This is a genomic window from Haloarcula sp. JP-L23 (genome assembly GCF_011602445.1).
Taxonomy (GTDB): Archaea; Halobacteriota; Halobacteria; order Halobacteriales; family Haloarculaceae; genus Haloarcula; species Haloarcula pellucida.
The window spans coordinates 257863-282703 of record NZ_CP050015.1 but is presented as its reverse complement, the minus strand read 5'-3'; the positions used below and the strand labels follow the sequence as shown (position 1 = coordinate 282703).

The 24841-nt window shown below is 62.7% G+C and carries 24 protein-coding genes; 16 read left to right on the top strand and 8 right to left on the bottom strand.

Annotation, left to right across the window (positions count from 1 at the left end; genetic code table 11):
- Positions 1-116 precede the first annotated feature (116 nt).
- A complete protein-coding gene (locus G9465_RS20050; RefSeq protein ID WP_166973658.1) occupies positions 117-1010 on the top strand; it encodes a bifunctional methylenetetrahydrofolate dehydrogenase/methenyltetrahydrofolate cyclohydrolase in 894 nt (297 codons plus the stop codon).
- 84 nt (positions 1011-1094) lie between these two features.
- On the opposite strand, the gene G9465_RS20045 is transcribed toward G9465_RS20050, so the two are convergent.
- Positions 1095-1292 (bottom strand): hypothetical protein, encoded by a 198-nt coding sequence (locus G9465_RS20045; protein WP_166973654.1) that lies wholly within the window; start codon positions 1290-1292, stop codon positions 1095-1097.
- A 136-nt stretch (positions 1293-1428) separates the two neighbouring features.
- On the opposite strand from G9465_RS20045, the gene epsC reads away from it, so the two are divergent.
- The 3 genes from epsC to G9465_RS20030 all read left to right on the top strand — a co-directional run bounded on the left by epsC (position 1429) and on the right by G9465_RS20030 (position 3838).
- Positions 1429-2292 carry a serine O-acetyltransferase EpsC gene (gene epsC, locus G9465_RS20040; protein WP_166973651.1) on the top strand — a complete coding sequence of 288 codons (864 nt, stop codon included), beginning with the start codon at positions 1429-1431 and terminating at the stop codon, positions 2290-2292.
- A 779-nt stretch (positions 2293-3071) separates the two neighbouring features.
- Positions 3072-3359 carry a HalOD1 output domain-containing protein gene (locus tag G9465_RS20035; RefSeq protein WP_166973648.1) on the top strand — a complete coding sequence of 96 codons (288 nt, stop codon included), beginning with the start codon at positions 3072-3074 and terminating at the stop codon, positions 3357-3359.
- Positions 3360-3463: 104 nt separating this feature from the next.
- Entirely contained in the window at positions 3464-3838 is a 375-nt protein-coding gene (locus G9465_RS20030; RefSeq protein WP_227015783.1) for a CBS domain-containing protein, read from the top strand.
- Between the two features lie 207 nt (positions 3839-4045).
- Here the strand turns inward: G9465_RS20030 and G9465_RS20025 are convergent, their stop codons facing one another.
- Entirely contained in the window at positions 4046-4651 is a 606-nt protein-coding gene (locus tag G9465_RS20025; protein WP_166973645.1) for a molybdenum cofactor guanylyltransferase, read from the bottom strand.
- A gap of 111 nt (positions 4652-4762) precedes the next feature.
- On the opposite strand from G9465_RS20025, the gene G9465_RS20020 reads away from it, so the two are divergent.
- Positions 4763-5227, top strand: a complete 465-nt coding sequence (locus tag G9465_RS20020) for a hypothetical protein (RefSeq protein ID WP_166973642.1) — start codon at positions 4763-4765, stop codon at positions 5225-5227.
- 658 nt (positions 5228-5885) lie between these two features.
- Here the strand turns inward: G9465_RS20020 and G9465_RS20015 are convergent.
- Positions 5886-6623: an IclR family transcriptional regulator gene (locus G9465_RS20015; protein ID WP_394353985.1), complete on the bottom strand. Its 738-nt coding sequence runs from the start codon at positions 6621-6623 to the stop codon at positions 5886-5888.
- A 319-nt stretch (positions 6624-6942) separates the two neighbouring features.
- Between G9465_RS20015 and G9465_RS20010 the strand changes: the two genes are divergently transcribed.
- On the top strand, positions 6943-7920 hold the full coding sequence (locus tag G9465_RS20010) for a TIGR03557 family F420-dependent LLM class oxidoreductase (RefSeq protein WP_166973636.1): 978 nt from the start codon (positions 6943-6945) through the stop codon (positions 7918-7920).
- A gap of 71 nt (positions 7921-7991) precedes the next feature.
- Positions 7992-9731: a thiamine pyrophosphate-binding protein gene (locus G9465_RS20005; RefSeq protein ID WP_166973634.1), complete on the top strand. Its 1740-nt coding sequence runs from the start codon at positions 7992-7994 to the stop codon at positions 9729-9731.
- Positions 9732-9788: 57 nt separating this feature from the next.
- Here the strand turns inward: G9465_RS20005 and iolM are convergent, their stop codons facing one another.
- Positions 9789-10946, bottom strand: a complete 1158-nt coding sequence (gene iolM / locus G9465_RS20000; RefSeq protein ID WP_166973632.1) for a scyllo-inosose 3-dehydrogenase — start codon at positions 10944-10946, stop codon at positions 9789-9791.
- A gap of 74 nt (positions 10947-11020) precedes the next feature.
- The gene (locus tag G9465_RS19995) at positions 11021-11806 is read right to left on the bottom strand and encodes an SDR family NAD(P)-dependent oxidoreductase (RefSeq protein WP_166973629.1); all 786 of its coding nucleotides are present in this window, start codon (positions 11804-11806) and stop codon (positions 11021-11023) included.
- A 93-nt stretch (positions 11807-11899) separates the two neighbouring features.
- Here G9465_RS19995 and G9465_RS19990 point away from each other — a divergent pair, with 93 nt between their 5' ends.
- Positions 11900-13405 (top strand): CoA-acylating methylmalonate-semialdehyde dehydrogenase, encoded by a 1506-nt coding sequence (locus tag G9465_RS19990; RefSeq protein WP_166973626.1) that lies wholly within the window; start codon positions 11900-11902, stop codon positions 13403-13405.
- Positions 13406-13548: 143 nt separating this feature from the next.
- On the opposite strand, the gene G9465_RS19985 is transcribed toward G9465_RS19990, so the two are convergent.
- Complete coding sequence (locus tag G9465_RS19985; RefSeq protein WP_166973623.1) at positions 13549-14340, bottom strand: HpcH/HpaI aldolase/citrate lyase family protein; 792 nt, start codon at positions 14338-14340, stop codon at positions 13549-13551.
- A gap of 339 nt (positions 14341-14679) precedes the next feature.
- Between G9465_RS19985 and G9465_RS19980 the strand changes: the two genes are divergently transcribed.
- The 3 genes from G9465_RS19980 to G9465_RS19970 all read left to right on the top strand — a co-directional run bounded on the left by G9465_RS19980 (position 14680) and on the right by G9465_RS19970 (position 17329).
- Positions 14680-15915 carry a mandelate racemase/muconate lactonizing enzyme family protein gene (locus tag G9465_RS19980; protein WP_166973620.1) on the top strand — a complete coding sequence of 412 codons (1236 nt, stop codon included), beginning with the start codon at positions 14680-14682 and terminating at the stop codon, positions 15913-15915.
- A gap of 179 nt (positions 15916-16094) precedes the next feature.
- Positions 16095-16424, top strand: coding sequence for a hypothetical protein (locus G9465_RS19975; RefSeq protein WP_166973617.1), 330 nt, complete (start codon positions 16095-16097; stop codon positions 16422-16424).
- Entirely contained in the window at positions 16352-17329 is a 978-nt protein-coding gene (locus tag G9465_RS19970) for a TIGR03557 family F420-dependent LLM class oxidoreductase (RefSeq protein WP_166973614.1), read from the top strand. The genes G9465_RS19975 and G9465_RS19970 overlap by 73 nt, the downstream gene beginning before the upstream one ends.
- A gap of 68 nt (positions 17330-17397) precedes the next feature.
- Here the strand turns inward: G9465_RS19970 and G9465_RS19965 are convergent, their stop codons facing one another.
- Complete coding sequence (locus G9465_RS19965) at positions 17398-18405, bottom strand: C-terminal binding protein (RefSeq protein ID WP_166973611.1); 1008 nt, start codon at positions 18403-18405, stop codon at positions 17398-17400.
- Between the two features lie 495 nt (positions 18406-18900).
- Here G9465_RS19965 and G9465_RS19960 point away from each other — a divergent pair, with 495 nt between their 5' ends.
- From G9465_RS19960 to G9465_RS19945, 4 genes are all read left to right on the top strand, one after another.
- Positions 18901-20223 (top strand): extracellular solute-binding protein, encoded by a 1323-nt coding sequence (locus tag G9465_RS19960; RefSeq protein ID WP_227015811.1) that lies wholly within the window; start codon positions 18901-18903, stop codon positions 20221-20223.
- Between the two features lie 96 nt (positions 20224-20319).
- A complete protein-coding gene (locus tag G9465_RS19955; RefSeq protein WP_166973608.1) occupies positions 20320-21264 on the top strand; it encodes a carbohydrate ABC transporter permease in 945 nt (314 codons plus the stop codon).
- A complete protein-coding gene (locus G9465_RS19950) occupies positions 21261-22178 on the top strand; it encodes a carbohydrate ABC transporter permease (RefSeq protein WP_166973605.1) in 918 nt (305 codons plus the stop codon). Before G9465_RS19955 ends, G9465_RS19950 begins: the two co-directional genes overlap by 4 nt.
- Positions 22179-22263: 85 nt before the next feature.
- Positions 22264-23403, top strand: coding sequence for an ABC transporter ATP-binding protein (locus G9465_RS19945; RefSeq protein WP_166973602.1), 1140 nt, complete (start codon positions 22264-22266; stop codon positions 23401-23403).
- Between the two features lie 50 nt (positions 23404-23453).
- Here G9465_RS19945 and G9465_RS19940 read toward each other — a convergent pair whose 3' ends face one another.
- Positions 23454-24521 (bottom strand): glucose 1-dehydrogenase, encoded by a 1068-nt coding sequence (locus G9465_RS19940; RefSeq protein WP_166973599.1) that lies wholly within the window; start codon positions 24519-24521, stop codon positions 23454-23456.
- Between the two features lie 110 nt (positions 24522-24631).
- Here G9465_RS19940 and G9465_RS19935 point away from each other — a divergent pair, with 110 nt between their 5' ends.
- Complete coding sequence (locus G9465_RS19935) at positions 24632-24841, top strand: hypothetical protein (RefSeq protein ID WP_166973596.1); 210 nt, start codon at positions 24632-24634, stop codon at positions 24839-24841.

Here is a 24841-nt window from a genome sequence, read left to right as displayed (position 1 = left end):
CTGAGGTGGTGAGCGAGTGCGGTGGCCACACAGTCAGGGGTCGACTGGTGTCGGTCCCGTCCCGTTCCAGCGGCGCACGGAGACCGAGCGCCGCCACCCACGACAGTGACATCACTATGACTACGATAATCGACGGCAACGAAATCGCGGACCAGATTCGGGCCGAGGTCAGTGCGTGTACAGAGACGCTCGCGGCGTCGGACGTCCAACCGGGACTCGCGACGGTGCTTATGAGCGACGACGGGGCCAGTGAGACGTACGTCTCGATGAAACAGCAGGCCTGCGAGGAGACGGGTATCGACGGCTTCCACCACGAAATCGACCCGGACGAGCCAGCGGCGGTGTTGTATGACCGCATCGACGAACTGAACGCGGACCCGACGGTACACGGCATCCTCGTCCAGATGCCGGTGCCGGACCACGTCGACAAACGCGAGGTGTTAGAGCGCATCGACCCGACGAAGGACGTCGACGGCTTTCATCCCGAGAACGTCGGCCGGTTGGTCGCCGGGAACGCGCGGTTCAAGCCGTGTACGCCTCACGGCGTCCAGAAGATACTGGCCGCGGAGGGCATCGAGACGGAGGGCAAAGACGCCGTCGTCGTCGGCCGCTCCGACATCGTGGGCAAGCCCATGGCGAACCTCCTCGTTCAGTACGGCGAGGGCGGCAACGCGACGACGACGGTCTGTCACTCCCGGACCCAGAACCTCGCCGAGAAGACGCGAAGCGCCGATATCCTCGTCGCGGCGGCCGGCGTCCCCGAGATGATAGACGGCGACATGATTCAGGAAGGCGCGACGGTCATCGACGTGGGGATCAACCGCGTCGATGCCGACACGGAGAAGGGGTACGAACTGGTCGGTGACGTGGACTTCGAGAGCTGTCGGGAGAAGGCGGGCGCTATCACGCCCGTCCCCGGCGGCGTCGGACCGCTCACCATCGCGATGTTGTTGTACAACACCGTCAAGGCGGCGAGCCGCCAGTCGGGCGTCTCAGTGGAACTTCCCTAGCCGAACGGATGGCTCGCGGCCCGCGTGGCCGCTTCCACGTCGTGTTATGAACCCGATAAGACGAGGTTCGTCGGGTCGGTCACGTCAGTGTGTCTCGACTGTGCCACATTCGGGACAGACTATCTCGACCTCGCCCGACGCCGCGGCCGACTCTATCAGGTTGTGCCCGTCAGCGCACTGCTCGTGTAAGTACACCTCGTGGTTCCCGTGTTGGTCGAGGACGATGTGGTCCCGTTCCGACGCCGAGACTAACCCGTGACAGTAGTGGCACTCTCCGCTCATACAGGTACGGTGGGAATCCGACGATAAATAACTAGCCCACAGACCGTCACAGGCTCCGACGGCGGTGCTCGATTGTGGGGTGATTAAGCCGTCTTAACACTGCCACAACTAAGGCTATGCAGTGGAAACGTCGGGTATGGAATACGGATACACGGGTGACGCTCACGAACGGCTGTTCGAGTCGTATCAGGCGGACTCGGAGCCGTTCCCGGAACAGACGCCGATGGAGTTCCCGAAACGGGAACATCGACGGAAAGAGGTCGACATCCTCAAACGGCTGTTTTTCCCCACCTGCTGGAACTCCGACGAATTGATACAGGACGAACTAGCGGTGCTGAACAACCTCGATGCACTCGGTGCGCTCTTCTATGCGGGTATGCGGCCCTATTCCAGCGGCGACATCTCGGAGACGGTCGCAAAGACTATCGACCGCCTCCCGGGGATTCGGCGTCGGCTCAAGAAAGACGTCGAAGCCGCCTACAAGGGCGACCCGGCGGCGAAGACGTACATGGAGATCATCCGCTCGTACCCTGGCTTTCTCGCTATCGAAGTCCAGCGCGTCGCACACGAACTGTACGAATTAGGTGCGACAGAGTACGCCCGCGAGTTGACCGAGTACGCGAAGACGGAGACGGGCATCGACATCCACCCGGGGGCCGAAATCGGCGACTACTTCTTCATCGACCACGGCACCGGCGTCGTCATCGGCGAGACGGCCACCGTCGGTGACTGGGTCCGCATCTATCAGGACGTGACCCTCGGCGCGCTCCACTTCGAAGAAGAAGAGGGCGAGGAACACGCGCTGAAGAAGGGGTACAAGCGCCACCCCGACATCGGCGACCACGTCGTCATCGGCGCCGGCACCAAGGTACTGGGCGACATCACGGTCGGGAACCACGTCAGCATCGGCGCGAACTCGTGGGTCACCGAGGACATCCCCGACAACACCAAGGTGTTCGTCAGCGAACACCCAGAGCAGGAGCGAAAGCGCAACGACTAGTTCGGCGGTGTGCAGCCGTTCAGTCTGCGGGGCGTCGACAGTGCCAGTTACACGAGCGACAGACGAAGAGCCCGGAGCGGTGTTCGAGCGTCCCGCGACACGTCGGACAGGCCACTGGTTCGTTCTCACGCTCGACCCCGCCGCCCCCATCTGTTCGGACGGACCGATAGATCATACGGAGTCGGTTGGTCGGACGACGGTTCAAGATTGACAGCGATATGTACACCGTTTTATACAGGTCGTGGTCGTGAGCGCACGGTCGGCGTTCGATGCCGGCAGAACGGTTCTGGGTCGGTTCGCCGACGGCTGTATTCGCCGTGAGGAGATATAGTGACGAGTGAGAGAGGCGACGCTCCTCCGGGGCCGACCCCGAGACAGACCGGCGTCGACGTAGTCGACAGCCCCTGAGTGTCGTCCCCGCCGGTACCGTTCCCACATCGGACTTAAATCGCAACGCATCTCCCGACCTATCTTTAAGTCGGTGCTCCGTCTGCGTCCGGGTGGGTTCCGTGAGCGGTCGAGCGTCGTAGCCCACTCCATAACGCTAGTAGCGGATCCCTCTGGCATACTGTGGGTGCTTCCGACGCATCCACTTCTTCGGAGACGCACCATACCGACGACGGGAGAGAGCGTCGTCTCCCCCACTGCGCGTGTCGCTGTGACGACCGGCGTCCACACGATCTGAAACCGATCCGGCCGGAACAGAGCCGCAAAGATGACGTGAGTACCTGAAGAGTAATGCCGCATTATTTTGCCGCCAGTGTGACTACACCGTGTACGTGACTGCTAGTCCGACCCTGATATACACGCCCGACGATGACGAGGAGTTGAGTACCGCTATCGTGTCGGCGCTCTCCGACGCCAAGGGCAGGGACATCACCGAGGACGAATGTGTCCTGTACGACAGTATCGAACCGGACGCGCTGGACAAACTGTTCAGAGATCGGAGCGACGGCGACACAGTCAAAGTCGAGTTCACGACTCACGGCGCGATCGTGGTTCTGTGGTGCAACGGTGACTTCACGATTCAGGTAGAGGACCTGGAGTCAGACCCGAATTACGCCTGATTCGTGGGCAGGACCCCACAACGCGTACTGCAGGCCTGTCGCGGCCACAGACAGTCAACCGGCCAAGAACAAGAACGAAGACCCCTGTACCCGTTGGTAGGTCCATGCCATCACAGGATCAGGCAATCGTCGAAGACGTGATGTCGACGCCGCTTGTGACCATAGCACCCGACGCGACGGTCGTCGAAGCGGCCAAAGAGATGCGAGAGCGTGACATCAGCGCATTGCTGGTCACGACGGCGCCTCCCTCCATCGTGACGAGTACCGACATTATCGCCGCCGTTTCCGAGGAACGAGACACGTCTCAGCTAGACGTCGCCGATATCATGACCGAGTCCGTCGAGACGGTCCCGCCGGACCTCCGCCTCGTAGAGACGGCGGCGATGATGGAGAACTTCGGTATCAACCACCTCCCAGTCGTCGAAGACGACTTCGTCGGGATGATCTCCTCTACGGACATCACGTCCACGCTCTCGTAGTCGCCGGCCCCGGCGTATCTTCCGGCACTCGGACCGCTTTACGGCGAAACACACGGTGTATTTCGTGTATACGTTCCGGTCCACCTACGTGTGAAAGCGACGCCCCTCACTCTCTGGGACGGGTCAGCCACCCGCTTTGCGGACGCCTTGTCGACGAGGGACGGCGATGGTCGATGGCTCCCGCGGCCGTATCGCCACCGACGTCCGCTAGAACCGCTCGGTGGCCGCCTCGAACTCCTCGCGCGTGTTCAGGTTTTCGAAGGTCGCCATGGTCGTGTGACGGGTTATCTCCTCGCGGTCGACGACGACGTAGTCGATGTCAAAAAGCGCCTCGACGATTCTGTGCTCACCCTGACCGAGCGCTCGCTCACACGCCGCCGCCATCTCGTCGGCGCGATAGACCGCCTGTGTCGTCTGGAACCACTCGTCCGGACGCGGCACTGCGGCGTCGTACCCCGCCGCCCGGTCGAAGAGATAGTCCACGAACGACGGGTCGACGAACGGCATATCACAAGCGACGATGAGGCCGTAGTCGCTTTCGGTGGCACGGAGACCACGCCCGATACCGGCCATCGGCCCTTCGTCGGGCGTGTCGTCGAAGGCGTACGTCGGAGCGACGCCACAGCCCGCAAGAGCCGTCTCGATGTCGTCGGCCTGATCGGTCCGGCAGTTCACGACGAGTTCGTCGACGACCGGCGTGATTCGGTCGACGACGCGCCGAATCATCGGCGTTCCAGCGAGGTCCGCGACGGCCTTATCGCGGTCACCGAATCTCGTCGAGCGGCCTCCGGCGATGACGACGCCTGCGCGCATATTCGTCCCTACTCGACTCGACCTCAAGAAGGTTTCACCCCGAGCGCTATCGAGTGTCCCCGGGACAGACGTGTGACAAGGCCCTTCTACCCGGGGCGCGAACGCGTGACAATGAGCGAAGACGACACAGCCCTCTCGGTGGGGGAACTAGTCGAATACTGTCAGACACAGGCGAGACTGCTGTGGGGGCGCGTCGAGACGCTCGACGAGGAGACCGACGAGATACTGACAGAGATAGACGATGACATCGCCGACGTTCGAACACGACTCGACGAGCACTCGGCCAGCAGCGAGTCGGCTACGGACGACACCGAGGAACTCGAAGCGCTGGAATCGGAACTCGAAGAGAGACAGGCCGTGGCCGAGGCGAAGCAGGCACGTCGCACCGCGTTTCAAGAGTTCGCTTCGGCCTACCTCGAACTGGCCGAAGACCTAGACGCGAGCGTCGACGACGGCGAGGAAGCGCTCACCAGTATCGTCCACTTCGAACACGAACACGACGCCCCGGCGTACTTCGAGGACCGACAGACTATCCTCGAGGCGGCGAGCGACTCGACATCGCCGTCTAACGGATAGCCTGCCCACCGGGGCGCAGATACCACTCGATGCGTCTGTTTCGTTCCCAGAGGCAGACTGTAGCTCGATTCGAGTGGCGAAGTGTCGGTAGTAGTTCTTTCCTCTGCACATATCACCGCGTTTTGGTAACTTGGAAGTATGAATTGCAGATTTAGGCAGCAGATATACGCTATATACGCTAATATGAGTGTGGATTTCGGGATAGAGAGGAGTGTGGCCGGATGTACATCGATATATCGGCGAATTCGATCATTGTTCTCTACCCGTCGGCCGCTGGGGGCGACAATCGTAGTCGGTCGCGGCGGCGCGATATCTCGAACATGCCAATAACACAAGTACACTTGTTACAGCGAGGGCGGTGCTCGCTTCCGTCTACTCGCGTTCCGTGCCGTCGGTTTGCGAGAGCCGAACGGCGGGTTTCGGCGTCGGAGATACCATGGCGGGCAGCGAACGTGCCACCGACGAACAAGGGGAGTCCGAGCAGCGATGGGCGGTACGACGACGGCGAGTACGGGATAGCAACGTCCGACGTGCAACGGGGGCGGTCTAAGACTGCCGTAGGTCCCGGTGACTGCTGCGGTGTGTATCTGTCCGCCGAGTACAGGGCCCGATGACTCCCCCGTGAGAGACAGCCGAACACCCGAAAACTGCCGACAGCCTACGAGAACTGCGAGTTGATCTCGATGACGTTGGCGGACCGCGTCACCATCTCCGGTAGCTCCTCCTCGTAGACCTCGCCCTCGAACCTGCTTGCCGGTCCCGAGACGCTGAGGGCGCCGACGACTTCCCCTTTGGTGACGACGGGGGCGGCCACACAGCGGAGTCCTTCGATTTTCTCCTCTCGATCGAAGGCGTATCCCTGTTCGCGGATGGTCTCCAGTTCCGCGAATAGTTCCTCTCGCATCGTTATCGTCGACGACGTGAACTCCTCGAGGCCGTGCTGTTCGATTATCTCCTCGACGCGGTCGTCGTCCATGTGCGCCATCATCGCTTTGCCCAGCGAGATGCAGTGTAGATACTCCCGGTCGCCGACCGACGACGCCGTCTGGACGGCCTTCTCGCCGCCGGTCTTGTAGATGTACACCGCGCGGCCGTGTTCCTCCGTCGCAAACTGGGCCAGTTCGCCGCTGTCGGCTGCAAGTTCGTCCAGTTCCTCGCGGACGACGTCGTATATCTGGAGTCTGTCCTTGACGGTCTCGGCGAGTTCGAGATATCGGAGGCTCAGACGGTAGAGGCCGTCATGTTTCACGACGTACTCGTTCTCGGCGAGCGTCGCCATGTGGCTGTGTACTGTCCCTTTCGAGTACTCCAGTGCCTCGGCGATCTCCGTGATACCGGCTCCGTCTCGTTCCTGCAGGAACTCGATGATGTTCAGCGAGATCTGAACCGCGTCCACCGTTCGTGATGTCGATGTCGTTCCCATAATCGTCGTTGCGAGTACACCATAATAAATGTTCGTCCGTTGCGAACGGTTTTTTCGTTCGCAGGTGACGAACGGAAGGGAGCGGATTGGCCGTAATCGCTCGGTGTTCGCGTGCTCACAGGCCGATACGCGAGGCCTAGCGGCGGAAATAACTGCGTCGTATCGGAGTCGTTCGACGTCCGTTCGCAGCACACGAACGAACGCCGGCGGGGCGCTCACCGGCGCTCGGGTCGCCGAATTTCGGTCGGCGGGGAAAACAAATAATACGCGCCGACCACAGTGTGCACTCACGATGGTTAGCATCGACTATATGGCCCATCAGGAGCAGTATAGCCCCTCGCAACTGCTGGATTTCTCTGTGTCGGCCGCCGACAACGGATTCGACTTCATCTGGACTTCCGACCACTTTCACCCGTGGTTCCATACGGACGCCGAGGCAGGGTTTGCGTGGTCGTGGCTCGGCGCCGCCACGGAACGCATCGACGTCCCAATCGGCACCTGTGTGACACCGGCGGGCGAACACTATCACCCGGCGCTGATGGCACAGGCCTTCGCGACCCTACAGGAGATGCACGACGAACGGGTGGTTCTGGGTCTCTCGACGGGCGAGGCCATGAACGAGAAGCCGATGGGCCACGACTGGCCGGAGTACGACGTCCGACGGGAGCGTCTCGAAGAGACGCTGGAAATCGTCCACGGGTTGTGGGAGAACGACGACTTCTACAGTTACGAGGGCGAGCACTTCGAGGTCGACGACGCGAAGTTGTACACGATGCCCAAAGAGCGGCCGGAAGTACAAATCGCGGCCAACGGGCCGAGTACGGCATCCCTTACGGGCGAGTACGGTGACGGCTTCATCACTGTCAAGACCGGCCACGAGTACACCGAGCGGATGTACCCGGCCATCCGGCGCTACGCCGAGGAAGAGGGCCGCGACCCCGACCAGATTGAGACCACGCTACTCGTCATCGCGTCCTACGACGAGGACTACGAGCGTGCGCGAGCGTCGACCCGGCCATGGTGGGCGACGACACAGAACGTCTTCGACCGCGCGATGGCGAACCCGAAGGAAATCGAAGCCGAGGGCGAGAAAGCCACCGAGGAGCAAATCGAGGAGAAGTTCCTCATCGCCGATGACCCGAGCGACATCGCCGCGCAACTGGAAGAATACGCGGAGATGGGCTTCGACCGCATCGCGTTGGGGAACACCAGTCCCGAGCCAGAACGGTTCTTCGAAGTGATGGGCGACGAAGTCATCCCGTCGCTGTAACCCCGATCTTCGGGTGGCCTCGGCGGTCGGGGGAACGTTTAATAAACGGGGCCTGCATCGTTCAGAACGAGATGCCCAGACTAAACGGTGGCGAGATTATCGCTAAGTATCTGGAGAAAGAGGGCGTCGAATATCTGGTCGGAATCCCCGGTCACGGGAGTACGAACCTGCTCGACGCGTTCAACGACTCCGACGTAGAGGTCATACAACCACGACACGAGGAAGGGGCGACACACCTCGCCGACGGCTACGCCCGCGCTAGCGGGGAGCCACTGGCCGTGTTCACCTCAATCGGCCCGGGCGCGACCAACACCGTCACCGGTGCCGCGACGGCGTACGTCGACTCCATCCCGATGGTCATTTTCACGGGTGCCCCACAGACCCACGAGTATGGGCAGGGTATCCTGCAGGAAATAGAGCGGCAGAAGCCCGGTGACTTCCCGAGCGTGATGGAACCGGTCACGAAACAGAGTTTCGTCGTCGACGACGTCGAACGACTCCCGCGGATTCTCCGGCGCGCGTTCCAGGTCGCCTTATCCGGCCGCCCCGGGCCGGTCCACGTCGACGTGCCGATGGACGTACAGGGTGCGGCGGCCGACGTCGAACTGCCGGAACCCACACAGACCCGGCCCCACAGTCGACCGGGCGGAGACCCGCGGACGGTCTCTGACGCGGCTGAACTCTTAGAAGACGCCGAGCGCCCGGTCATCGTCCCCGGCGGCGGGACGATGCTCGCCGAGGCGTGGGACGAGGTGCAGGAACTGGCCGAACACTTGCAAGCGCCGGTCATTCCGACGTTCCAGGCGAAGGGCATCATCCCGGAGGACCACGACCTGTTCGTCGGCTACGCCGGGTGGATCGGGTCGTCGGCAGGCAACGAACTCGCCTCGAACGCCGACGTGATTCTGTCCGTCGGCTGTCGATTCACCGACATGCACACCTCCTCCTTCGAGGAGGGAGTCAGCTTCGAGATTCCGCCGAGCAAGCTCATCCACGTGGACATCGACCCTGAGGAAATCGGGAAGAACTACCCGGTCGAGGTCGGCATCCAGGGCGACGCGAAGGTCGTCACGCGTCAGATTACCGAGGAACTCCAAGAGCGCATGGACCCCGTCTCCCGGGAGGACAACGAATACTACCAAGAGATGCAGGACCTCTGGGAGGAGTGGGAAGGGATGGTCGCCGAGCGCTGGGAGGACGACAGCGTCCCGATGAGCATCTCGCGGGCACTCGCCAGCCTCCGGAACGTCCTGCCGCGCGACGGCGTCATCGTCTCTAGTGCGGGCCAACCACAGGAGACGGTCAACCCCGAGTTCCCGGTCTACGAGCCCCGTACAAACATCTCCTGTGGCGGGTTCTCGACGATGGGGTTCGGCGTTTCGGCCGCTATCGGCGCGAAACTCGCCAAGCCGGACAGTCCGGTGGTCGACGTCGAGGGCGACGGGAGCTTCATGATGTGCAATCAAGAAGTCGCCTGCGCCGTCGAACACGACATCGACGTCACCTACCTCATCGTCAACAACCACGGCTGGAAGTCCATCCGGAACCTGCAGGTCGAGAAGTACGGCTGGGACCGCGTCCTCAACACGGAGTTCAACGAGGAGACGGACATCGACTTCATGGCGATGGCCGACGGATTCAGCGTCGAATTCGCCGAACGGGTCGTCAAGCCGGAGAAACTCGATAGCGTCCTCGAAGCGGCCATCGCCCACGATGGCCCGGCCATCGTCGAGGCCGTCGTCGAACCGGACAACCCTGACTCCGGGGCCATCGTCACTGGCGAGTGGGACCTCGCGGACCTCGAAAAGTAAACCGACTTTGCGGCGTTCCGACTCCGTTTTCTCAGCTATACGAAACGGTATAGCTGTCTAGCTCATCTGGACCAGGACCTTTCCGTCGACGCGCTTTGCGGCCTGCCGGACGGCCGTGTCAGCGTTTTCGAGGTCGAACGTCGACGTAATCAGCGGAAGGTTGTCCAGTTGTCCGCTGGCCATCAGACGGATGACTCTCGGGAACACCTGTTGGCCGGTGTGGCCCTCGGAGCCGTACAACTGGGCGCTGTTGCCCTGATACTTCCGGAGGGCTATTTCGGGGTCAGAGCCGGCGTTACTGATGTGAACCACGTTCGCACGCTCGGCTAGCGTGTCCTCGATGACCGGGTACGTCTGTGAGACGGCACCGCTCGTCTCGACGTGTACGTCGGCGCCTTCGCCGTGAGTGACCTCCTGTACGGTCTCGACCGGATCGACCTCGATGGGGTTGTAGACGTGTTCGAACCCGAGGTCGTGGGCGATCTTACGGCGCTGGTCGGACGGTTCGAAGGCGATGACTTTGCCGGCGCCGGCCGCCCGGGAGACGTTCATCCCGGTGAGACCGATGGGCCCGACGCCGTGGTAGACGTGGTAGTCGCCGGGCCAGATGCCGTCGGCCCGCCCGAAGAGACCGTAGTAGCTGATAGTGCTCGGCTCGACGGTCGCGGCCGCGCGGTAGAGTTCGTCCTCGTCGTCGTAGGTCCGTTCGAGCGACGCGACGCTCCAGCAGATTTTCTCCGGGACGGTGACGTACTCTGCGAACGCGCCGTCCATCGTGAACCCGATTTGCTCGAAGTTCTCACAGTGGCCGTGGAACCCCTGCCGGCACATCTGACAGCGGGCGCAGTAGTCCGTCACCTCGGCGGTGACCGGTTCGCCCTCCTCGAAGAGGTCGGCGTCGGCGCCCGTCTCGACGACCTCCCCGGAGAACTCGTGACCGGTGACGGTCGGGAACCGCGTGTACGCCGAGTAGTGCATGTACCCGTCGTCGTCCGTCTCCATCATCGAGACGTCGCTGCCACAGACGCCCGCGTACTTTACGCGAACCAGTACTTCGTCGTCGGCGGGTTCGGGTCGCTCCCGCTCTGTGACATTCAGCTCGGGGTCTTTCCAGACCTGCGAGGAGTTCATCGCGCGGTGTCGATTCGCTTCGTCCTCGGACAGGTCGTAGTCTGGACGCGGACTCCACTCCGCGTCGAGTACGAGTGCTCGCATCGTTGGCACAGAACACCCAGCGCAATATAACTGTAAGGGGTCAGACCTCTCGGGAATCGCCGTCTCGACCCCACTCAGAACGTCTGCCACCCGCCGTCTACGTACACCATCTCGCCGGTGACGTAGTCGGCCTGCTCACTCGCTAAGAAGAGCACCGTCGGCGCGATGTCCTCGGGATAGCCGGGGCGGTCGAGCGGAATCGGCTTCGTGAGGTTGCCCGCCGCGACGGACGCTTCTTTCTGGTCGGCACCGGCGCCGAACTCCGTGGCGATGTGGCCCGGCGCGACGGCGTTGACCCGGACGTCGTGGTCTGCGAGTTCGAGCGCAGCCCCCCGGGTAATCATGCGAATGGCACCTTTCGTGGAGTCGTATGGAATCTGGTCCGCCTGTGCGTGCGTCGAACTTATCGAGGCCGTGTTGACGATGACGCCGCCATCGCCGCGGTCGCGCATGTCGGCGGCGGCCGCCTGCGTCCCGAAGAACACGCCGTTCGTGTTGATTCCGTGGATGGTCTCGAACGTGTCCGGGTCGACCGAGAACAGGTCGCCGCGGGTGAACCACCCGGCGTTGTTCACCATCACGTCGACGCCGCCGTACTCGCGGGCCGCCTCGACGACGGCCGCGATCGCGTCTGGATCGGAGACGTCCGTCTCGACGTACTCGGCGGTCCCGCCGGCGGCCTCGATGGCCTCGTGGGTCGGGCGGTCGGCGTCTGTGTCTTTCGGGTCCGAGTCGACGTCGGCGTTCAACACTGTCGCACCGGCGTCGCCGAACGCCAGCGCGATGGCTCGACCGATACCGGAACTGCCGCCAGTGACGATGACCGTCTCTCCCTCGAACTCGAAGTTAACGCGTCCCATAGGCTCATCTACGGTTCTTTCCAGTTAAATGGGCCGATTCACACCCCCTACGTGCGTAACATCTATGTAGCTCGGTGTAGACGTTCCCAATGCATGACCAGCAAGCAAGAGCAGTCGCCAGCGGCGACTGCCGTACCCGACTCCGTAGAGAACTACGTCGGTGGCGAGTGGGTCACGATCGAGGGCGACGCGGGACAGCCAGTCGTCAACCCGGCGACGGGCGAGACACTGGCAGACGTCACGTTCTCGGACCCGGACACCGTCGACGAGGCCGTCCAGACGGCCACCGAGGCGTTCGAGGATTGGCGCGCGACCTCACCGGTCGAGCGCGTCCAGTACCTCTTTGACCTGAAGCAGGAACTCGAAGACCGCCAAGAAGACATCGCACAGGCGCTCACGCGCGAACACGGCAAGACGCTCGGCGAGGCACGCGGGGAGATTCGCCGCGGCATCGAGAACGTCGAAGTCGCCGCCGGCATCCCGAACATGCTCCGGGAGGGCAGCGGCAACGTCGAGGGCGTCGCGAGCAAAATGGACGAACACGCCGTCCGCCAACCGCTGGGCGTCTTTACCGCTATCACGCCGTTCAACTTCCCGGCGATGATTCCGCTGTGGTTCCTGCCCTATGCCGTCGCGACGGGCAACACGTTCATCCTCAAGCCCAGTGAGAAGGTCCCGCTCAGCTCCCAGATTATTTTCGAGGCCATCGAGGCCGTCGACTTCCCCGACGGCGTCGTCAACCTCGTCAACGGCGGCGCCGACACCGTCAACGCCCTGCTGGAACACGACGACATCGCCGGCGTCTCCTTCGTCGGCAGCACGCCGGTCGCCCAGCACATCTACGAGACGGCCGCCGAGCACGGCAAGCGCGTGCAGGCACAGGGCGGCGCGAAGAACTACGCCGTCGTCACGCCGGACGCCGAACTCGAAGCGTCGGTGCCCAACATCATCGGCTCCGTCTACGGCAACGCCGGCCAGCGCTGTCTCGCCAACGACGTCGTCGTCGGCGTCGGCGACGTCTACGACGACCTGCGCGAGGAGATTCTCGACGACGTCGACGAACTCACCGTCGGCAACGGCCTCGACGAAGACACCGACGTCGGCCCGCTCATCACGGGCGAGTCCGCAGAGCGCGTTATCGACATGATCGAGGACGCCGTCGAGGAAGGTGCGGACCTCGTCGTCGACGGACGGGACTTCGAGCACCCGGACTACCCCGACGGGAACTTCCTCGGCCCGACGCTGCTCGAGAACGTCACGACCGACATGGACATCACCCAGACCGAAATCTTCGGCCCGGTGATGGCGTTGACGAAGGCCGACGACTTAGACGAGGCCATCGAGATGGTCAACAGCACCGAGTACGGCAACGCCTCCTCGCTGTACACGGAGAACGGTGCCGAGGCGCGCAAGTACCGCTACGAGGTCGACGCGGGCAACATCGGCATCAACGTCGGCGTCTGTGCGCCGATGGGCTTTTTCCACTTCGGCGGTCGGAAGGGGTCGTTCTTCGGCGACCTGCACGCCCAAGGCGAGGATGCGGTGAACTTCTACACCGACAAGACCATCGAGATCCAGCGCTGGTACAGCAACGACTGAACTCCTGCGGCCCCAGCTTTAAATTTCGAGCGCGACGGCGGTTTTCCGGGATAGTTCGGACCGAGAAGCGGTCGGTTCGTCGCTGGCAGCGACTCCACGAGGCGGTGTCTCGGTCGTGAGCGCTTCGGCAGAAACTGAACGGCTCAGTCCGACGACGCGGGGACTCGTTCGTCGAGCGCGGCGGCGTAGTCCGCTATCGCTCGGTCGACGCTATCCATCAGGAGCGAGATGTCCTTGCCGGCGATGAGGAAGTCAAAGCCTTGCTCCAGTCGCGAATCGATAGCGTCGATGTCGACGGTGAGCGTCCCGACGGGGACGTCGGCGTTCTGGCTCGCCTCGATGACCTGTCCGATTGCCTCACCGAACTCGTCGGAGTCCCACTCGGCGAACAGTCCCAGCGACCCCGAGAGGTCGGCAGGGCCGACGAACAGTGCGTCGATGCCGTCGACGTTGGCAATCTCCTCCGCGTTTTCGAGCCCTTGCCGGGTCTCTATCTGTGCGATCGTGAGGATGGAACCGTTAGCGTTGCTCACGTACTCCTCGAAGTTCCGGCCGTAGCCCGTCGCGCGGCTCCCGGCGATGCCCCGGATACCCTCGGGCGGATACCGAATCGACTCGACGAGCGACCGGGCTTCGTCGGCGTTGTCTATCATCGGCACCATGACGCCGGCGACGCCGATGTCTACCACCCGTTTCAGACGGACGGGGTCGTTCCACGGGACGCGGACTACGGCCTCCGTCTCGTTTCTCGCGGCGTCGACGCCGCGAGCCATGTTCTCGACGGTCTCCAGCGACATCGTCGTGTGTTCCATATCGACCAAGACGAAGTCTAGGTCTAGCTGTGCCAGTCCCTCCGCGACTTTCGGGTGGCCGATGGAGAGCCACGTGCCGAGCGGATGGCCGCCTGCGTCGATCGAGTCCTTGATATCGGTCATAGCTGTTTTCGTCCGGCCAGTATCGCCGAGACGAGAGTCTCCCCCGACGGATACTGGCTCCCTATATCGACTCATTATTCGGAGGCACAAAAATGTGTATGCTTCTCACAGTTCGTGGCACCCACCCGCTTCCGAATCCGCACCGATAGGCGACCGGTCGGACACGGCATACCCACCGGAACTTATAACAGGCCGAGCGATGATACGGGAAACGATGGGATTCGGCGTCGCCGCGTACGAGGCTATCACGCGTCCGCTACTCGGCGACGGCCGAATCGCCGGTCCCGACCCCGGTCGACGGCCGACCGGACGCCGACACGGCAATCCCGAACCACAACTATGTACGAAGATTTCGCTTCCAAACTCGCAGCGACCATGTGGGCCGACTTCGACGAGACGCCCCGTCGTGCCGACGGCCCCACAGCAGAGATAACTGACCTCGAGACGGTGGTCGTCGACGGGAACTTCCCGTGGACCATCGTCACCGTCGAGACCAGTGAGGGCGTCACCGGCATCGGCGAGGCCTACCCCTCGCCCGGCGTCCACGAGATCATCACCGACTATCTGCGCCCCGTACTGGTCGGCGAGAACCCGACCGACGTCGAACGGCTCTACAACCTGATGCGCGAGAGTCTCTCCGGGCGCGGTTCACAGGAGGGCGTCGGCACCATCGCCATCAGCGGGGTCGAACTCGCCCTCTGGGACGCCGCCGGCAAACTCCTCGATCAACCGGTGTACCAGTTGCTCGGTGGGAAGATGCGCGAGGAGGTCACCGTCTACGCCGACTGTCACGCCGGCGAGGCGATGGTCGAGTCCGCCGAGGAGGGCCAAGAGGAGTCCACCTACGAACCGGAGGCGTACGCACAGGCGGCACGCGCGGCCGTCGACGACGGCTTCGACGTCGTGAAGTTCGACCTCGACGTGCCCTCTGGCCGCGAAATCGATACGCTCTCGCGACACTTCGACCCGCCCGAAATCGAACACAAGCGACGGGTCGTCGAGGCTGTCACCGAGGAGATCGGCCACGACGCCGAGGTGGCCGTCGACCTCCACTGGAACTTCAGCCCCGAGACCGCAGAGCGACTCTGTCGCGCGCTCGAACCGTACGACCTCGCGTGGATAGAGGACCCGCTCCCGCCGGAGAACACCGACGCGATGCGGGAGTTGAAGCGCCGCGTCGACGCGACCATTCTGACTGGGGAGAACCGCTACGGCCGCCACGGCTTCCGGGACCTCATCGAGGACCAGGCCGTCGACTTCCTCGCGCCGGACGTCCCGAAGACCGGCGGCATCGCCGAGACGAAGAAGATAGCCGACATGGCCGAATCCTACTATCAGGCGCTCATCCCGCACAACATCGGGAGTCCTGTTGCGACGGCGGCGACCGCTCACGTCGGCGCGACGGTGCCGAACTTCGTCGCACTGGAGTACCACGCTCGCGAGGTGCCATGGTGGGAGGACCTGCTCGCCCGCGAGGAGGACTTCATCCAGAACGGCCGGATTCAGATTCCGGACGCCCCCGGTCTGGGCATCGAACTGGACTGGGACGTCGTCGAGGCCCACCGGAAAGAGTAGCAGCGTCGCGCCGCCCAGACACCTGCTCCCTTTTCTGTATACGACTCCGTTCGCCTCCCGCAGTGTCTTCGCCGTCGAAACGAGCGATTCGAGCGTTCCAGACGCCGAACGGCCCGGTGTGACCAGAACACTGATAACGATTCTCGATGAATGATAGCGTATGCCACGGGAGAGCGGCAGTGAAAGCATCACACAGTGCATCGAGAAGGAGCGTCGGGTACCTCGTCGGCATCCCGGGTCGCGGGAGCATCCTGCTGATAGACGTGGTCGACGACGCCGCCGTCGGTTCGCCGACCGGGTCTCCGAGCCGAGCGAACTCGACGCCGCTCTCTCGGGGGGCGGGCGAACACGACGGCCCGGCGCTGGGCGAGTCGCCAGTGAGAGACGACAGAGACGGGCGGTGTGACGACTGGTACCGCCGTTTGATTCACAACCCATGGTTGCCATCGATTACGACGCACATCAAGAACAGTACGAACCCGACGAACTACTCCGCTACGCCGAGTTAGCCGAAACGGCCGGGTTCGATATGATCTGGACGTCGGACCATTTTCACCCGTGGTTCCACAGTCAGGGGTCGTCCGGCTTTGCGTGGTCTTGGCTGGGAGCACTCAGCGAACGGACCGACCTCCCGATGGGGACCTGCGTGACGGCGACGACCGGACACTACCACCCCGGAATCATCGCGCAGGCGTTCGCGACGCTGCAGGTGATGCACGACGAAACCGTCGTCCTCGGCGTTAGTACCGGCGAGGCGATGAACGAGAAGCCACTCGGGTTTCCGTGGCCCGAGTATCCCGAGCGACGACAGCGGCTCAAGGAGTCACTCGAAATCTGCCACTTGCTCTGGGAATCCGACGACTTCGTCGACTACGACGGCGAGTTCTACCAACTCGACGACGCGCGGCTATACACCAAGCCGGAGACGCCACCCGAGATACACGTCGCGGCGAACGGGCCGGCGACGGCGTCGCTCGCCGGCGAGTACTGCGACGGGTTCATCACCGTCTTGAAAGACGAGGAGTACACTGACAAGCTCTATCCGGCAGTCCGTCGGCACGCCGCAGACGCGGGACGGGACCCCGATGCAGTCGAGACCACGCTGCTGGTCACGGCGTCGTACGACCCGGACTACGAGACGGCGTACGAGGCGACGAAGCCGTGGTGGGCCGCGACACAGGACGTCTTCGGCCGCGGACTTGCCAACCCGAAAGAGATAGAGGCGGAAGGCGAGAACGCCACTCGCGAGGAAGTCGAACACAAGTTCCTCATCGCCGACGACCCGAGCGACATCGCCGCACAACTGGAGGAGTACGCCGAACTCGGGTTCGACCGAATCACCCTCGGGAACACCAGCCCCGAACCCGAGCAGTTCTTCGAAGTGATGGGCGACGAAGTCATCCCGTCGCTGTAACGCCGTCGCCGATTCTCGAGCGGGCCTCTCGTGTAACCGTCTGTCAGCGAAAACCGCGGTGCCGGGACCTACTGTGGCTCGTTGACCGGGTTCTCTGGAGCCGTCCCTTCGAGGACGCGACGGACGTCCCGCGCGGCCATCCGTCGCCGTTCCTCGTTCGCTTCCTGAGAGAACCACGCGACGTGAGGAGTGAGCACGACGGTATCGAAATCGCGGAGCGGGCTCTCGAACGGTGGGGCCGCATCACCCTGACTGGACGGTTCCGTTTCGAATACGTCGAGCCCCGCACCGGCGATTTCGTCGTTGTACAACGCGTCGACGAGGTCGTCTTCGACAACGAGTCCCCCTCGTGCGACGTTGATGAGGTACGCGGAGTCCTGCATGCGCTCGAACGCGGCAGCGTCCATCGTTCCGCGCGTCTCGGAGACGAGTGGTGCGTGCAGCGAGACCGCGTCGGCGACGTCAAGTACTTCCTCGAAGGTCGCCTTCTCGACGCCCGATTGAGACATCTCTTCGGCGTCGATATACGGGTCTGACGCGACGACGTCCATCCCGAAGGCCTGTGCCTTCTCGGCGACGAGTTGCGCTATCGTCCCGAACCCGACGAGTCCGAGTGTCTGTCCACGAAGCCGGTGAACCTGTGTCGTCGTCACGTCCTGTGCCCACACGCCGTCGTGCATGGCGGTATCGTACGTCGAGAGGTTCCGCTCGAGAGCGAGCAAGAGCATGATGGTGTGCTCTGACACCTCATCCTGACAGTAGACTGGAACGTTGACCACGTGCATCCCGCGTGCTGCGGCGCGTTCGGTATCGACACCGTCGACGCCGATGCCACAGCGGGCGATGACCTCACAGTGGTCGAGTGAGTCGATGACAGCAGACGTATAGGAGGCTGCCAGAAGCCTGTCGATTACGGCATCCACGTCGGCGAGTTCGCGCATCAGGTCGTCGGTGGTTTCGATGTCCACTGGACGGAGCGTCACGTCGAGGCCGTCGAACACTGCTTCTTCCACGCGCAGGTCGAACGCGCTCCCCGCGGTGACACCGACAGTTCTGGTACGGTTTGGTTTAGTCATACCGCTGCGTGCTCCTCTCGGACCGATCGAAAAGTAGTTTTCTATGCCGTTAGACTCGGCCGCCGCAGTGAAGTCTCGAAAACGGTCGCGGGAAACCCAGAGACGGGCCCGAAGAGACTCGAACACCGAAGCACCGGGTAGTCAACGAGCAGGTTCGACACGGCTGGTGTCGTGACCGAAACGGCGCCGGTATCCAACGTCGCGCCGACAGACGGAACGACGAAGACAGATGTCGACACCCAGAACCGGCAAGTGCGGGACCGGTCGACCTCGAGCGCTGACGGGCCGCCCTCGGATTACCGGTATTGGGCCATCAGGTATTAGTTTTGAACTGAACAGTTGAATTCAACAGCATGATTTATTAGGTAGGAAATTCAGAGTGGAGACGTGACTCGAGCTAGCAAGACGAGAACGGATAGTGACAGTGAGACGAACGACTCATCTGGGCGACCGGCCACGTCCCGGCGAAAGTTCATCGGTGCGACCGCAGGTGTCGTGGCCCTGTCCGGTCTCGCCGGTTGCGGAGGCGGTGACGGTGGCTCCGGCGGCGACGGCGGCGATGGCGGTTCGACCGGGTCCGGATCGAACCAGACCGCACAGGAACTGTCTGTCGCGGCCGTCGAGGGGTCGGGACGCCTGTTCAAACGTCTCGTCGACGAGTACGTGGCCGAGGATACGGGAATCACGGTCAACGTCGAACTGTTCCCGTACGCGAACCTCTTCGAGAAGACGAACAGCGTCCTCTCGACACAGGGCGATGCGTACGACATCGCGTTCATGGACGACCCGTGGTTCCCGCAGTTCGCCGGGCACATCGATCCGATTCAGCAGTGGCTCCCGGAAGACCTGCCGACGGACCAACTCATCGACACCACCGTCGACATCGCGACGTGGCCCACGCCGGGCGCGCCGAACATCCCGTCCGCAGAAGGGATGGACGAGCAGATTCGCGGGCAGGTCATCGTCGGTAACACGCAGTTGTTCGCCTACAACAGCGGGTTCTACGACCAAGTCGGCGCGGATGCGCCCGAGACGTGGGGTGACGTCTACGAGGCCGGGCAGAAAATCTCCCAGCAGGTCGACGGGACGAACGGGTACATCATCCGTGGGAAACGTGGCAACCCGGTCATGGCGAACTTCTTCGCCCTCGGGAACGCTATCGGCGGGACGATGTTCGACGACAACTGGCGGTACAACTGGGCCGGCGAGAACGGCACGGAGGCGGTCCGGTTCTACACCGAGGACCTCAAGTCCATCAGCCCGGACGGCGTCACCTCGTTCGACAGCGACGCAGTCCTCAACGGGTTGGCGAGCGGGTCTGCAGCGCAGGCCCCGGCGTGGCCGTCTGCGGCGTCGCTCCTCCTCGATTCGGAGGAGTCCGACGAGGCGGACAACATCAAGTTCACCCCCATCCCGAAAGGCCACAAGGGTGCGAAGCGACGGGCGCCGACCCAAGGGAACTGGATCATGGGTATCAACAGCTACATCGACGACTCGAAGAAGAAGGCGGCCGGCGAGGTCATCCGCTCGGCCATCTCGAAGGAAGCACAGAACAAATACGTCGAACTCGGTGGCGTGCCGTTCCGCCACGACACCTTCGAGGAGAACATGGACGCCCAGCCGTGGTTCCCCGCGCTGTACGAGAGTCTCCAGACCGCACAGTACCGACCGCGGACGCCGCTGTACTCGGAGTTCGGCATCGGGCACGGCGAACTGCTCAACGCCGCGCTCGCCGGCGACCTCTCCCCGAGCGAGATGACCCAGAAGGCGAAAGAGCAGGTCGAAGGCATCCTTGCAAACGCGAACTACTACGAGTGAAACAGACAACTATGGAACGCGATTCACGCCCGACCCTGACGTGCCCCGGTGCCCGTCACGTAGCGATAGCCCCATCACCGTCCGGAGAGGATACCGATGGCGACTGACACGGACAGCGAGACAGTGACCTCGGAGGTTGCACAGTTCAGCACGGATACCTCTAGCCGTGAGGAGGTGCTGCTGTGGGTCGACGACCACCTGAAGTGGTTGATGACGATTCCAGCGGTGCTGATTCTGTTCTCGCTGACGTTCTACCCGTTACTTCGCGCGCTGCAGTTCTCGACGCAATCGTATCTGCCGACCGGGACGGTCTTCGTCGGTATCGAGAACTACGTGCAACTGCTCAGCGACGGGGCGTTCCTCAACTCGCTGGTCGTGACGGCGAAGTTCGTCGGCATCGCCGTCACGCTCGAGTTCATCCTCGGGTTCGCCATGGCGCTGGTGCTGAACAAGAAGATCAAAGTCAGGGGCCTCTGGCAGACGTTGATCCTCATTCCGATGATTCTCTCTCCGACGGTCATCGGACTGATCTGGCGGCTCATGTACGCGCCCAACGGCCTGTTGGACTACATCGCCGCGCCACTGACCGGCGGGGCGAACGTCGGGTGGATCAGCGAGACGAGCGTCGCGCTGTACTCCGTCATCCTCACGGACATCTGGCAGTGGACGCCCCTCGTGGTGCTGGTGCTGTTTGCGGGACTGCAGTCGGTTCCGGACGACATCAGTGAGGCGGCGATCATGGACGGCGCGTCTCGACGACAGCGCTTCATGGACATCACGCTGCCGTACCTCAAGTCCCTGATCGTGTTGATTCTGATCATTCGGCTGGTGGACGCCCTCCGCGTGTTCGCGAAGGTGTTCATCCTCACTCGCGGCGGCCCGTCCGACGCGACGAACGTGATCAGTATGGAGATGTACCGGACCGCATTCCGGTTCAACAACTTCGGCGAAGCGTCCGCGATGGCCGTATCGCTCCTCGTGTTGGTGTTGATACTAGCCATGAGCTTCGTCAATATCGCTAACGTGGAGTTCGGCTCATGACGACGAAACAAGACACCCCGGTCGAAACGATGCCCTACACGGAACCGTCGGGGCTCGAAAAGCTACACGAACGCCTCACAGAGACGGGACTCACGAAGGCCGGCGTCTACGGTGCGCTCGCCGTCTTCCTCGTCTGGACGCTGTTCCCAGTCTACTGGCTGGTGACGGCTACGTTGAAGACGCGTGAGACGCTGTTATCGTTCCCGCCACAGTGGATACCCGTCGACGCGCAGTTCGCCAACTTCGCGCGCCTGTTCGCAGAGCGACCGGAGTTCGTGACGTTCATCACGAACAGCGTCATCGTCACCGTCGTCACGACGATCGTCGCGACGACCGTCGGCGCGATGGCCGCGTACGCGTTCGTGACGTTCGATTACCCCTACAATCTGGACTTCCACCTGCCGTTCTACATCCTGTCGACGCGGTTCATGCCGCCTATCGTCACGATTATCCCCCTGTTCGTCATCTTCCGGGGATTCGGGTTGGTGAACACGCTCCGCGGACTCATCCTCGTCTACACGATGTTCAACATCCCGTTCGCGGTGTGGATGATGAAGGGGTTCTTCGAGGAGGTGCCGGAGAGCCTCATCGAGTCCGCGATGATCGACGGGCACACCCACCTCGGTGCGTTCTTCAAAATCGTGCTGCCACTCGTGAAGCCCGGGCTCATCGCGTCGGCCATCTTCACGACGATTATCACGTGGAACGAGCTACTGTTCGCCGTGATCCTCGCACAGAGCTCGCAGGCCATCACGGTCCCTGTGGGACTCGCTTCGTTCGTGACGAAGTTCTCGGTGCAGTGGATCAACATGAGCGTCGCGGCGACGATAGCGCTCGTTCCCGTCCTGTTGTTCGCGTTCATGGCGCGGCAGCAACTCGTCAGAGGGTTCAGCATGGGGGCGGTCGGCAAATGAGTGCGCACCGACGGTCACAGTCGAACGGTCGTGCCGGAGCGCCGGCATCGAATCGAGTCACTGCAGCAACGGAGAGTGGTAAGCAATGGTAACTGTCGAATACGATTCAGTCAAAAAGGCGTACGGAAAAACGATAGCGATAGAGGACATCGACCTCGAGGTCAACGACGGCGAGTTCACGATACTGCTGGGTCCGAGCGGGTGCGGCAAGACGACCACGCTTCGGTGTCTGGCCGGACTCACGGAACCCACCTCAGGGACGATTACGCTCGACGGTCACGACGTGACGAACGTGCACCCGAAGAACCGGAACATCGCGATGGTGTTCCAGAACTTCGCGCTGTACCCGCACATGACCGTCCGAGAGAACATCGGCTACCCGCTGAAAGTCGCCGACGTCGACAAAGAAGAACGCGAGAATCGCATCGAACAAGTCGCGGAGACGCTGGAGATTCCGGAACTGCTCGACCGCGACATCGCCAACCTCAGCGGTGGGCAACAACAGCGCGTCGCGCTGGGTCGGGCCATCATCCGCCGCCCGGCGGTGTTCCTGATGGACGAGCCACTGGCGAACCTCGACGCGAAGCTGAAAATCAGCATGCGAAGTCGAATCAAGGTGCTCCAGCGGGAGATGGACATCACGACGCTGTACGTCACCCACGATCAGGAGGAGGCGATGTCGCTCGGTGACAAACTCGTCGTGATGGACAAGGGCCACATCCAGCAGATAGGGACCCCGGACGAGGTGTACCACCAGCCGGTGAACCAGTTCGTCGCCGGCTTCATCGGGTCGCCCTCCATGAACTTCATCGAGGTCACCCATTCGGAGGGGCAGATTCAGGCCGAGAACGCGCCGGACGACTTCGAGGTAACGCTCGACGACGCCGTCGCGAAGCGATACAGCGGGACCGACGAGATGACGCTCGGCGTCCGCCCGCAGTACTTCACCATCCACACGGACGAGACGGCCAACGCGGTGGAGGCCGAAGTCGAAGTGACCGAACCACAAGGTGACGAACAGATAGTCGAAGTGGCGGCTGGCGACGTGAGCCTGACCATCGTTGCGCCGAGTACCATCGATACGACGCGTGGCGATACGGTGTGGCTCACGCTGGAGGACGAACTCGTCCACGGCTTCGATCCCGATACGGGCGACCGAATCGGCGACCCCGAAGAGATGGTTGCGACGACGCGCGCTTCCTCGTCGGCGGGGTCGGAGTCATAGACTCAAGCGCCTCGACTACCGCTCGTCCCGTCCGCTCGCGACAGATTCCGTCACTTCTCGAAGGAGACGACCGTCTTTATCGTCTCGTCCGTATCGCTCAGGGCGTCCTCAACTCCGTCGACGGCGTACACGCCGCTTACGAGGCCGTCGAGGAGCGACGTAGGCACCGCCTGTAACCACTCGACCGCAGCCTCGAAGTGGGGTCGGCGCGAGTTCACGACGCCGAGGACGCCCTTGTTGTTGACGACGAGGTCCGAGTGGAACCCGCCACCTTCTACCTCGAACGTGCTATCGCCCGGTATCCCCTGTAGGGTCACGATGCCGTTGGGACCGAGCGCACTCACTGCCTCGATAGAGTGCTGTGGATAGCCGGTCGTCTCGAAGACGAAGTCCGCCGGTTCGTAGACATCGGGAAACTCACTCAGTTTGGTCTCCCTCGAGTCGACGTACGTCCCGCCGACCGATTCGACGAACTCGATGGTCGGGTCGGGCCGGTCACGCCGACCGAGACAGTACGTCCGGTCGAACTCGTCGCCCGTCGAGAAGCGAGCGAGCGCCAGCAACCCGAGGTTGCCGTTGCCGAGGACGAACGCGCTCTCCGGTCGCCAGTCGAACCCCGAACGAGCCGTGAACACCTGATCGAGCGCTTTCTCTGCGATGCTGGCCGGTTCGACGAAGATGCCGTAGTCGGCGAGTGAGTCGGGCACCGGAACGAGGTACTCGGGGTCGGCGGTGAAGTACTCCGCCATGTAGCCGTGTGCGCCCGTGATGCCGCACTCGTGGAACGTTCCGGGCGGTGCCATGTCGAGTTCGGCGTTCTCGGCGAACCGCGACATCTCGTCTGTCGGCCTGCGGACCATCGGGACCACCACGTCGCCGGTTTCAAAATCGCTACCGTTCGGGTCTTCGACGACGCCCACCGCCTCGTGACCGATTACGAGGTGGTCGGCGCCGTCCGGAGGGTCACCGCCAATGTCGCCGGCGACGATACGTCTGTCCGACCCGTCGATGCCGACGTAGCGTGTCCGAACTAACACCTCGTCGTCGGTCGGTTCGGGCTTCGGTTTCTCGACGATGCGCAGTTCCGGCCCCTCAGGATAGAGTGCTACGGCTTGCATTGGAACAGGGAGAGGGTTCAGTCCGAGCGAGTAATAATCATTCGCCTGCGCTCGTGCGGAGGTCGGCGACAGCACATAGATTTTTCATCGCCTCGGTCGAATGCTGTCGTATGGTGGCAGTTACCAGTTCGAGAAAGTATCGACCCGAGCGAGAGGGCGGACCGAGGACAGAAGTGTATCCCCACGGACGGGGCGTCATCGGCACTATCGAGCGGGGCAGTCCAGCACTCGCGGCGACGCGGGACGCGCCGCGCGTCACGGCGACAGCCGACGAGTCCACACAGATAGCCGACACTGCGGTCGTCGACCGCACGAGGTGA

Excerpts from the sequence above, each read along its gene's own strand:
- G9465_RS20005 (WP_166973634.1), top strand. The coding sequence starts at position 7,992 with ATGCCCAGACTAAACGGTGGCGAGATTATCGCTAAGTATCTGGAGAAA.
- G9465_RS19935 (WP_166973596.1), top strand. The coding sequence starts at position 24,632 with ATGGTGGCAGTTACCAGTTCGAGAAAGTATCGACCCGAGCGAGAGGGC.
- G9465_RS20050 (WP_166973658.1), top strand. The coding sequence starts at position 117 with ATGACTACGATAATCGACGGCAACGAAATCGCGGACCAGATTCGGGCC.
- G9465_RS19990 (WP_166973626.1), top strand. The coding sequence starts at position 11,900 with ATGACCAGCAAGCAAGAGCAGTCGCCAGCGGCGACTGCCGTACCCGAC.
- G9465_RS19945 (WP_166973602.1), top strand. The coding sequence starts at position 22,264 with ATGGTAACTGTCGAATACGATTCAGTCAAAAAGGCGTACGGAAAAACG.
- G9465_RS19980 (WP_166973620.1), top strand. The coding sequence starts at position 14,680 with ATGTACGAAGATTTCGCTTCCAAACTCGCAGCGACCATGTGGGCCGAC.
- G9465_RS20030 (WP_227015783.1), top strand. The coding sequence starts at position 3,464 with ATGCCATCACAGGATCAGGCAATCGTCGAAGACGTGATGTCGACGCCG.
- G9465_RS20010 (WP_166973636.1), top strand. The coding sequence starts at position 6,943 with ATGGTTAGCATCGACTATATGGCCCATCAGGAGCAGTATAGCCCCTCG.
- epsC (WP_166973651.1), top strand. The coding sequence starts at position 1,429 with ATGGAATACGGATACACGGGTGACGCTCACGAACGGCTGTTCGAGTCG.
- G9465_RS19955 (WP_166973608.1), top strand. The coding sequence starts at position 20,320 with ATGGCGACTGACACGGACAGCGAGACAGTGACCTCGGAGGTTGCACAG.
- G9465_RS20025 (WP_166973645.1), bottom strand. The coding sequence starts at position 4,651 with ATGCGCGCAGGCGTCGTCATCGCCGGAGGCCGCTCGACGAGATTCGGT.
- iolM (WP_166973632.1), bottom strand. The coding sequence starts at position 10,946 with ATGCGAGCACTCGTACTCGACGCGGAGTGGAGTCCGCGTCCAGACTAC.
- G9465_RS20045 (WP_166973654.1), bottom strand. The coding sequence starts at position 1,292 with ATGAGCGGAGAGTGCCACTACTGTCACGGGTTAGTCTCGGCGTCGGAA.
- G9465_RS19970 (WP_166973614.1), top strand. The coding sequence starts at position 16,352 with ATGGTTGCCATCGATTACGACGCACATCAAGAACAGTACGAACCCGAC.
- G9465_RS20020 (WP_166973642.1), top strand. The coding sequence starts at position 4,763 with ATGAGCGAAGACGACACAGCCCTCTCGGTGGGGGAACTAGTCGAATAC.
- G9465_RS19995 (WP_166973629.1), bottom strand. The coding sequence starts at position 11,806 with ATGGGACGCGTTAACTTCGAGTTCGAGGGAGAGACGGTCATCGTCACT.
- G9465_RS19940 (WP_166973599.1), bottom strand. The coding sequence starts at position 24,521 with ATGCAAGCCGTAGCACTCTATCCTGAGGGGCCGGAACTGCGCATCGTC.
- G9465_RS19965 (WP_166973611.1), bottom strand. The coding sequence starts at position 18,405 with ATGACTAAACCAAACCGTACCAGAACTGTCGGTGTCACCGCGGGGAGC.
- G9465_RS19985 (WP_166973623.1), bottom strand. The coding sequence starts at position 14,340 with ATGACCGATATCAAGGACTCGATCGACGCAGGCGGCCATCCGCTCGGC.
- G9465_RS19950 (WP_166973605.1), top strand. The coding sequence starts at position 21,261 with ATGACGACGAAACAAGACACCCCGGTCGAAACGATGCCCTACACGGAA.